6 protein-coding genes are annotated in these 8,515 nt (G+C 68.3%); 2 read left to right on the forward strand and 4 right to left on the reverse strand.

The window, feature by feature from the left end; translation table 11 throughout:
* Positions 1-852 (reverse strand): TauD/TfdA family dioxygenase (locus LJE69_RS14955; RefSeq protein ID WP_296926492.1); only part of this gene is annotated, 852 nt, incomplete at its 3' end.
* A 150-nt stretch (positions 853-1,002) separates the two neighbouring features.
* Here LJE69_RS14955 and LJE69_RS14960 point away from each other — a divergent pair.
* Positions 1,003-1,482, forward strand: coding sequence for a universal stress protein (locus LJE69_RS14960; protein ID WP_296926494.1), 480 nt, complete (start codon positions 1,003-1,005; stop codon positions 1,480-1,482).
* A 233-nt stretch (positions 1,483-1,715) separates the two neighbouring features.
* Here the strand turns inward: LJE69_RS14960 and LJE69_RS14965 are convergent, their stop codons facing one another.
* Positions 1,716-6,242, reverse strand: a complete 4,527-nt coding sequence (locus LJE69_RS14965; RefSeq protein ID WP_296926497.1) for a CheR family methyltransferase — start codon at positions 6,240-6,242, stop codon at positions 1,716-1,718.
* 244 nt (positions 6,243-6,486) lie between these two features.
* Positions 6,487-7,140 (reverse strand): response regulator transcription factor, encoded by a 654-nt coding sequence (locus tag LJE69_RS14970; RefSeq protein WP_296926499.1) that lies wholly within the window; start codon positions 7,138-7,140, stop codon positions 6,487-6,489.
* Positions 7,141-7,866: 726 nt separating this feature from the next.
* On the opposite strand from LJE69_RS14970, the gene LJE69_RS14975 reads away from it, so the two are divergent.
* Positions 7,867-8,160 (forward strand): DUF2934 domain-containing protein, encoded by a 294-nt coding sequence (locus tag LJE69_RS14975; protein ID WP_296926501.1) that lies wholly within the window; start codon positions 7,867-7,869, stop codon positions 8,158-8,160.
* A gap of 61 nt (positions 8,161-8,221) precedes the next feature.
* Here the strand turns inward: LJE69_RS14975 and LJE69_RS14980 are convergent.
* Positions 8,222-8,515: fumarylacetoacetate hydrolase family protein (locus LJE69_RS14980; protein WP_296926503.1), on the reverse strand; the 294-nt coding region annotated here is incomplete at its 5' end.

The following is an 8,515-nucleotide window of genomic DNA, read 5'->3' on the forward strand; positions in this document are numbered from 1 at the left end:
TGCCCGATACAGCAGCCGCGGTTGCCCCGTGTCGCTGAATGCCGTGCGCGAATGCAGCACGTTGTTGCAGATGATCCCCCAGCCGGGCTCCAGGCGCAGGCGCAGCACCGGGGTGTCCGCGGCCGCGAGGACCTCCCGCAGCGCGGCCACGGCGGCCCGCGTCGCGGGGTCGTCCCGCCACTGGATGTTGCGCTTGCGGTCCGTATAGCGCATCGCCAGCCGGCCGCGCACGCCGCTGCGGAACACCGGGCCGGTGCTCGCCGGACGCAGGACCTCACCATCGACGACATGCGGCGGAACAGTCATGGCTTGGGTGTGCATCAATGCGTGAATGTGGGCGGGGTCGCGATCGCGCAGGCGGATGTAGACGATCTCCGGGTCCAGCAGGGCATTCTCGCCACCATCCGCGGCGGCGTGCACGCAGTGCAGGATGAAAGCGTTGATCTGCCGTTGCGGGCTGTTGTAGTAGCCGTCGGTGTGCCAGGCAATGGGCCTGTCGGTGTATGGAATGAACCCGCCGTGTAGGGCGTCGGTGCGGATGGTGACGGCGGTGATGGCGTCCTCATCGGCGCCCGGGTTCCGGTCCAGACGGTGCAGCCCGAAGCGTTGGCCGAGCAGCCGCAGGATCTCCTTATCTGGATCATCGCCCGCCGAAGAGCGATACACGGCCATGTTCCAGCGCCGGCACCGCTCCAGGATGGCCGCCGCTTCGGTGTTGCCGAGGCGCCGTGGATCGCCGATTTCCACGACCAGGTCTGCCATTGACGTGGGCAGATCGGTGAGCTTGGCGTCGCGCCAGCTGCGGTAGGCGTCGTCGTTGGTCAGAGACAGCGGCGTGACGTGGCGGGGCATGGTGTGGGCGTGAGGCGGCGTTGGGGGCATGCCGGTGCGGTGAGTCATTCTACGCGCCCGGAGAGGGGGCGAAACCTCGAAATGGCATCAATTGGGCGCCCGGCGACGCATATAATCTGAGGCGAGCCCCAACTATTGAAGGAGGTGGTGATGTCGGACAACCCCTACCGGCACCTGCTGCTTGCCGTGGACTTCGCGCCGGAGTCCGAGGTCGTCGTGCAGCGCGCCGTCGCCATGCGCGAGCGCTTCGGCGCCCGGTTGACGCTGCTGAACGTCGTTGAGTACGTGCCACCCGAAACCGAGCTGGCGGGCGGCGCCTTCATGGCGGAGCCGATGCTGCCGTCGGACCTGGACCTCGAGCGCGAGCTGGTGGACGTCGCCCGGCAGGAGCTGGACGCACTGGGTGCGCGCATCGGCGTGCCGCCCGAGGACCGCATCGTAGAGTTCGGCCCCACCGGTCGCAGCATCGAGCACGTCGCCAAGGATCTCGCCGTGGATTTGATTATCGTCGGTGCCCGGGATCACACCTGGCTCGGCAACCTGTTCGGCTCCATCTCCCGCTCGCTGCTGCGGCACGAGGTGTGCGACCTGCTGGCGGTCCGCATCGCCGAGAAGGAGCAGCAAGATTAGCCTGGATGCGATTGCAGGGGCGGAGAAATCCTTCTCTAGCCCCGAGTACCCGTTTCAGGCAATTTTGCAGGGCGCCAACCCGGGTGGGACCGGAGCCGAGAAACCAGGTCGAAGTCTCTGCTCGTGGTCATGGTCGGATACTCGACCACGACAACGACGGCGACGGCGACGGCGACGTTAGGTGAAACGCTGGGCTAGCCCCTAGCCCCTAGCCCCTAGCCCCTAGCCCCTTATTAGTGTTGGTGCGGCACGCGGCATTCCACCACGGTGCCGCCGCTGGCGGCGTCCTGCACGGTGCAGGTGCCGCCGAGCATGCCGGCACGGTAAGCCATCAGACGCAGGCCAAGTCCGCGCTTGGCGCCGGGCGGTATGCCCTGGCCGTCGTCGCGCACGCGCAGCACGACCACCGTGTCGTCCACCTCCAGGTCGATGTCCACCCGCCTGGCCTGGGCGTGGCGCATGGCGTTGCTGACCGCCTCCTGGGCGATGCGGTAGAGGTGTGCCGCCTGCTGCTCGCTCAGCGCAACGTTGCGGCCGGTGTGTGCGAATCGGCAGGGAATGCCGGATGCGCGCTCCATGCCGGTGGCGAGCTCGCTCAGCGCGTTCTCCAGCCCCGGTGCCGAGACTTCCGCGGACAGTCCGCGGGCGATAGTACGGCAGGTGTCCAGGGCATGGCGCAGGTACTCTTCGATCTGGGCAAAGGCCTCCGGCGTTGCCGGTATCCGGCGGTCCTCCAGCTGCCGGCGGATACTGTGGGAGAGCATCAGGAGCGCGGTCAGCTCTTGGCCGAGGCCATCGTGGATCTCGCGGCCAAGCTCCTCCTGCTGGCGGGTGCTGAGCTCGATGACGTCGCGCTCCAGGCGTCGCTGATCGCTCAGGTCACGCCCCACGACCACCCAAAGTCCCTGCTCCTCGACAAAACGCGCGGACAGCTCCAGCGGGAAGGTGTCGCCGCTCGCCCTGCGCGCTTGCAGCGTGCGCCGCTGTTGGGTGTCCTGTGCCGCCAGAGGGTCCGGCGGCGCGCCATTCGCGCGTGCGAAGAGCCCGCGTAGCGGGGTGCCTGTCACGGCCTCCGCGGTGCAGCGGAACATGGCTTCGGCGGCGGGGTTGAAGGTCAGGATGCGGCCGTCGGTGTCGGCGGTGATAATCGCCTCGGCCGCCGCTTCCAGCACCGAGCGCAGCCGCGTCTCGCGTTCCGACAGCGCCCGCTGCGCCGACTTGAGGTCGCTCATGTCCAGCATGCAGCCGAGCACGCGCGTGAGCCGGCCGGTGGCGTCGCGGTCCAGCGCGCCGCGCTCCAATACGGGCACGTATTGACCGTCTGCGCGGCGGTAGCGGTATTCGGCCTGCCAGCCCTCGGCGGCCTCGTCGATGGCCTGCTGCAAGCGTGCCTGTGCCGCGACGCGGTCGTGCGGGTGAATGCGCTCGGCCCACCATTCGGCGAGCGGCTTACGCAGCGGCGTGGGCTTGCCGAACTGGCGATCGTACTCGTCGCTCCACCAGAGCCGCTCCTGGGCGATGTCGTACTCCCAGACGGCCTCGTGCACCAGCCGCAGCGCCCGGCGCAGGCGTTGCTCGCTGTCCGCGAGCCGGCGCTCCAGGGCCTTCTGGGCGCTGAGGTCCAGGATCATCACCAGTACTCGCTCCAGGGATTCCTCGCTCCCGGGGACGAGCGCGAACTGGCACAACACCGGCAGCAGTTGGCCCGATGCGGTGCGGAGCTCGTCCTCGCACTGGGCGACACGCTGGCCGGCGGCGAAGGCCGCCAGCACGGTGCCGAGCTGTCCGGCGCAGCAGGCGCGCGGCAGCGCGAGGGGTACGGCTTCGTCGTCCGGCATGCCCAGCAGGGCGCGCGCGGCACGGTTGACCGCGGTCATGCGGATACCCTCGCGGCAGGCGGCGAGGGTCTCCGGTTGGGTGGTGAAGAAGGCCGGGTCCGCTGCCGCCTGACCGACACCGCGTAACACCTCGGCCGCGGCGGACCAGTCCTGCTCCACCATCCGGATGGGGGCGTCCTCGAAGCGGCGGCGATAATGGCGCTCACTGGCACGCAGCCTGGCCTCTGCTGCACTGGCGGCGGTGATGTCCGTCAGCGTGAGGACCACGCCCTCGATGCGGTCGTCCTGGCTGCGGTAGGGGAGAATCCGCCGCAGATAGCGCCGGCCGGCGTCACCGCCGACCTGCCGCTCCACCGGGGACAAGCTCTCCAGTACGGCGCCACAGTCTGCGAGCAGGTGCGGGTCGTCCACGTGCACCCGCAACTCCGCCAGTGGTCGGCCGTGGTCCGTCGGGCGCAGGTTCAAGAGCTCCCGGCACGCCGGCGTGAACAGCTTGATCCGCAGCTCCCGGTCCAGGAACACGGTGGCGGCATTGGTGGCGGCGAGCAGGTTGCCGACGTCGGCGTTGCGCCGCTCCAGCTCGCCCACTTTCTCGTGCATTTGGCTGTTGACGGTCGCGAGCTCTTCGTTCAGCGATTGCAGCTCCTCCTTGGATGTCTGCAGCTCCTCATTGGTGGACTGCAACTCCTCGTTGATGGAGACGACCTCTTCATTCGCGGCGATGAGCCGCTCGTTCGCGCTCTGCAGCTCCTCGATGGTGCTGCGCAGGTCGTCGCGGGTGGCGCGCAGCTCCAGCTCCAACTGCTCCGCGGCGGTGAGCACCGGGCCCTGGCTCGCCTCGATCGCCTGCGCTGCCTCGGCTTTCGCGGCGGGGCCGCGGTCGCGGAAGGTGACCAGCAGCAACTGCTCGCCGCGCCGGCTCTCGCGCACCGGGTGCACCAGGATCTCCACCGGCACCCGACTGCTACCGCGCAGTACGTTGGCGTTGCTTACCCGCGCCGGGCGTCTCTCACGCAGGGACGACTGGCAGGCGTCGCGTACGGGCGACAGCAGCCCCTTGCGCAGCATCTCCAGCAGCACGCGGGTGGGCTCGCCGCTCGGCAGCTCCAGGTAGTCCGCCGTTGGGCCATGGAAATAGAGGATCTCGTAAGCGCCGTTGATCATCACGGCGGCGGGGGCGTAGAGCTCGCACAGCGCCCGCCGGGCGATATCCTGAGAGCCGGTCGCAACACCGAAGCCCGGCATCGGCGGTAGTTCTGGAGAGGGCGCGGCCAGCCGCGGATCGTGGCGTGGCATGGTGATGAGGTCGCCGCGACTGGGACCGACACGCTGGAAGATGCGCCAGCGCTTGGAGATGGTTTTAAACATGTCGCTGCGGTTGCCCACGGCCTCGATGTTGCCGAGGAGCAGGTAGCCGTCCGGGCGCAGGGCGAAGTGGAACCGTGCGATCGCCTGTTCCTGCGCACCTGGCTTCAAGTAGATGAGCACATTGCGGCATGTGATGAGGTCGATGTGAGAGAAAGGGACATCACGTAGCAGATTCTGCACTGCAAAAACCAGCACGTCCCGCAGCGCCTTGCTGACTTGCTGGCGGCCGTCGCCGAGGCTGGTGAAAAAGCGTTCCCGGCGCTCGCTGCTCAGCCCGTGCATGGCCGACTCGGGGTAGATGCCCTGGCGGGCGCGCTCCAGCGCCTGCCGGTCGATGTCGGTGGCGAACACCTGCACGTTGGCGGCGCGGCCGGCCTTGTTGAAGGCCTCCAGCACCAGCATGGCGACGCTGTACGCCTCCTCGCCGCTGCCACAGCCCGGCACCCAGAGGCGCATCGGCGCCTCGCCGCGATGGTGCTCCACCAAGGGCTCGATGACGCGCTGGTTGAGCGCGTCGAAGGCCTCTGGGTCTCGGAAGAAGCCGGTGGCCCCGATCATCAGGTCCTGGCAAAGCTCCTCCAGCTTCCGGGGCTCGCGGCGCAGCAGTCCCAGGTAGGCCTCGATGTCACCCATGCCGAGCTGGTCCATGCACCGGCGGATGCGCCGGCTCACGACGCTGGGGCGATGGTCGCGGAAGTCGCAGCCGGTGCGAATCCTGAGCAGCGTCAGGATACGGCGCAGCGCGCCCTGCTCGGCCGGCTGCGGGGAGCGCTCCGCATGCGCGATGTCGCCGCCCGCGGGCTGGGCATGTTCCATCAGGGCGGCTGGGATCTGTGCCGGCGGCAGGGCCAGGTCGACCAGACCGGCGTCGATGGCCGCCTGGGGCATGGCCGCGTACTCCGCCGTCGCGGGCAGCTGCACCACGCTCAAGCCGCCGGCGTCGACGATGGCCCGCAGCCCCTTGACGCCCGACTCGCCGGTGCCGGAGAGCACCACGCCGAGGGCAGTGGGGCCGAGGTCGTCCGCGAGCGAGATCAGGAGGCCGTCCAGGGCCGTGCTGGACGGTTCGGTGGCGCGCAGTTGCTCGACATGGATACGCCCGCCGTGCAGGGTCAGGCGCTCGCCCGGACGCGCCAGGTAGATGTGGTCCGGCTCCGGCTCGGCGTCGGCGACGGCCGCGAGCACCGGAATGGGCGCGTGCCGGCCCAGCAGCTCCACGAGCATGCTGGGCTCGTCGGGCGCGAGGTGCGGCATGACCAGGTAGGCGAGTCCGCTGGCTGGCGGCACTGCCGCGAATAGCTCCTCCAGCGCGCGCAAGCCGCCGGCGGAGCAGACGATGCCCACCACCGGCGCCTTGGCCTCGTGTGCGCGGGGTCCGCCGTTGGGTGCGGACTGGGCAGTGGTGCGGCCAGCGTCTTGCTCGGGCTGCGCGGGTGAGGCCGGGTCGCCCGCAGCAGCGCTGGCAACGGGTGCCGGAGCTGGGCCGGCGATCAACGCCGGGGCAGCGGATGAGGGACAGTTGCCGCCTGTAGCCGGCGGCTCGGGGGTCGACATGCGTTGGCGTCCTGCGATGGGTTAATTGCATGCGCGCCGCGGTGATCGCGGGCGCGTATGCGCGTTGCAGGTTGCCTCAGCTCGCTATCGGTCAGCGCCAGGCGGGCCGAACGTCGGCGAGGGTCCTGGCGTATCTAGCCTGAGAAGTATCCCGGCTCGCAGTAGCTGCCGAGCCGCTGCGACCGAGCCGCTGCCACTGGGGCAGCTAGCGCCGCTCAAGGTCACGGCGGCGCGGGTGGCGGCGTCAGGCCTGCTCCATGTGCCACTGCACCGCGTGGCGCACCAGTTCGCCACCGGTGGCGAGCTGCAGCTTGCGCTTGATCTTCTCGCGGTGCGTCTCGACGGTCTTGACGCTCAAGTGCAGCCGCTCGGCGATTTTCGAGGTGGACAGCCCCTGGCCGATGAGGCCGAAGACCTCCAGCTCGCGGTCGCTCAGGTCCTCGATGCTCGATGCGCCGCCGTCCTTCTTCTTGGCGAAGCCGTTGATGACGCGCTCCACCATCTTCTCGCTGAGATAGATGCGGCCGGCCAGCACCTGGCGAATCGCCTCCAGCACCTGCTCGGTGACCTGGTGCTTGTTCACGTAGCCGCGAGCGCCGGCGTTGATGGCGCGCTCGGCGAACAGCGACTCGTCGTGCATCGAGCACACCAGCATCTTGAGATCCGGGTTGTGCACCTTCAGCCGCTTGATCAGTTCGATGCCGTTGCCGTCGTCAAGGGAGATGTCGACGAGCACCAGATCGGGAGCCTCCGCCCGTGCCACCTCAACGGCGTCGCGGACGTTGCTGACCTCGGCGCAGATGGTGAGATCAGGTTCTGCATCGATGAGGCTGCGCAGGCCGGCTCGCACCAGCGGGTGGTCATCGACGATGAGAATGCGACTTTGTTGGTTGAACATGGACTTCGTAGCTCCTCGCGTGTCTGTCTTGCTATCGCCGTTCTGCGCGTCAGTCTCAGGCGGGCTCATGCGCATGGGCTCAACCCGTGCAGGGTTTGCCGCTTCCGAGGCTGCGGCTATGTGCCTGCCACGTCGTTATGCCCTGCGGACTCTGGTGTGCGTCACGTGCGGGCTCGTTCGGTCGGGCAGTGCCAGCGGTCTCGGTCGCGGGCATGCGGCGGCGGCGTGGTCAGCTCGGCTTTGCGTGATTGCCTGCGCTTGATTGCTCGCGGGTCGCAATGTGTACGCGTCTGCATGGAACCTCCGGGGATGCCGAGTCCAGGCAGGCGCCCGACTGCGCGGTCGGGATTTGCCGATCGTCCAAGACCACTGTCTATGAAGCCGCAATCGCTGAAGTGTGACAAGGATTAAACTCCTGTTTGTGCACGATTCGCTGACAGGCGGGAAGGTTCGAGCCCTGAACGGCAAGGAATATCTCGGCGCCCGGAGTATGCCCAGCCTTGACCCCAGCACGCCTTCAGCCAATGCCTCATGTCGTACCTAAAGCATAGCTCCGATAATCAGTTCAAGCGCGTGTTTGACGCGAACTGAAGCGCGCATCGGGTTCCTGCTCGGAGCCGTCCGGAGACGTCGTCTCCGGAACCGCTGCCCCCACTGGCGTACACGAAGGGGGACTTGCCGATCACTCGTAACCCATGCGTCTTCTGTGCCGAATAGAGGTGAAGCATGCACAATCTCAAGCCTGACCGATCGGCTGCCGCGAAGATCCCGGCCCGGGCGCACCCCGGGATACGTTCTGGAGCACATCCGGGGACACATCCGGAGGAGCATCCCGGTGCCGTAACGGCGCCGAGGCCCGACACCGAGGCGGCCGCGCGCCGGCTCCGGGAGTGTCACCGTTGCCGCGTTGCCGATCGCGCCTATTTCCTGGCCGAGGCGCGTGGCTTCGCGCCGGGCCATGAACTGGACGACTGGCTGGCCGCGGAGCGGGTGGAAGACGCCTTGGAGCGGCCCATCTAAGGCGCCGGCCACACACGGTCCGGCCTTCCACCACGAATGACTTCTCATACGGGCGCCTCGATCAACGGGCGGAAATGACGGGATTCTCCAAAAGACCGATGCCGTCGATGTGCGCCTGTACGTGGTCACCGTCGGCGAGGAACACGGGCGGCTGCCGCGCGACGCCGACACCCGGCGGGGTGCCGGTGAGGATCAGGGTGCCGGGCAGCAGCGTCGTGTCCCGACTCAGGAACGCGATCAGTTCGGCGACCGAGAAGATCATGTCGCCGGTGTTGCCCGCTTGCATCTCACGGCCGTTCAGCAGGCAGCGGATGGCGAGCGCCTGTGGATCGGGAATCTCGTCCGCGGTGACCAG

This window comes from Thiohalocapsa sp. (assembly GCF_022340605.1).
GTDB lineage: Bacteria > Pseudomonadota > Gammaproteobacteria > Chromatiales > Chromatiaceae > Thiohalocapsa.

Coding starts and splice junctions, on each gene's coding strand:
- LJE69_RS14965 (WP_296926497.1), bottom strand. CDS start 6,242: ATGTCGACCCCCGAGCCGCCGGCTACAGGCGGCAACTGTCCCTCATCC.
- LJE69_RS14975 (WP_296926501.1), top strand. CDS start 7,867: ATGCACAATCTCAAGCCTGACCGATCGGCTGCCGCGAAGATCCCGGCC.
- LJE69_RS14970 (WP_296926499.1), bottom strand. CDS start 7,140: ATGTTCAACCAACAAAGTCGCATTCTCATCGTCGATGACCACCCGCTG.
- LJE69_RS14960 (WP_296926494.1), top strand. CDS start 1,003: ATGTCGGACAACCCCTACCGGCACCTGCTGCTTGCCGTGGACTTCGCG.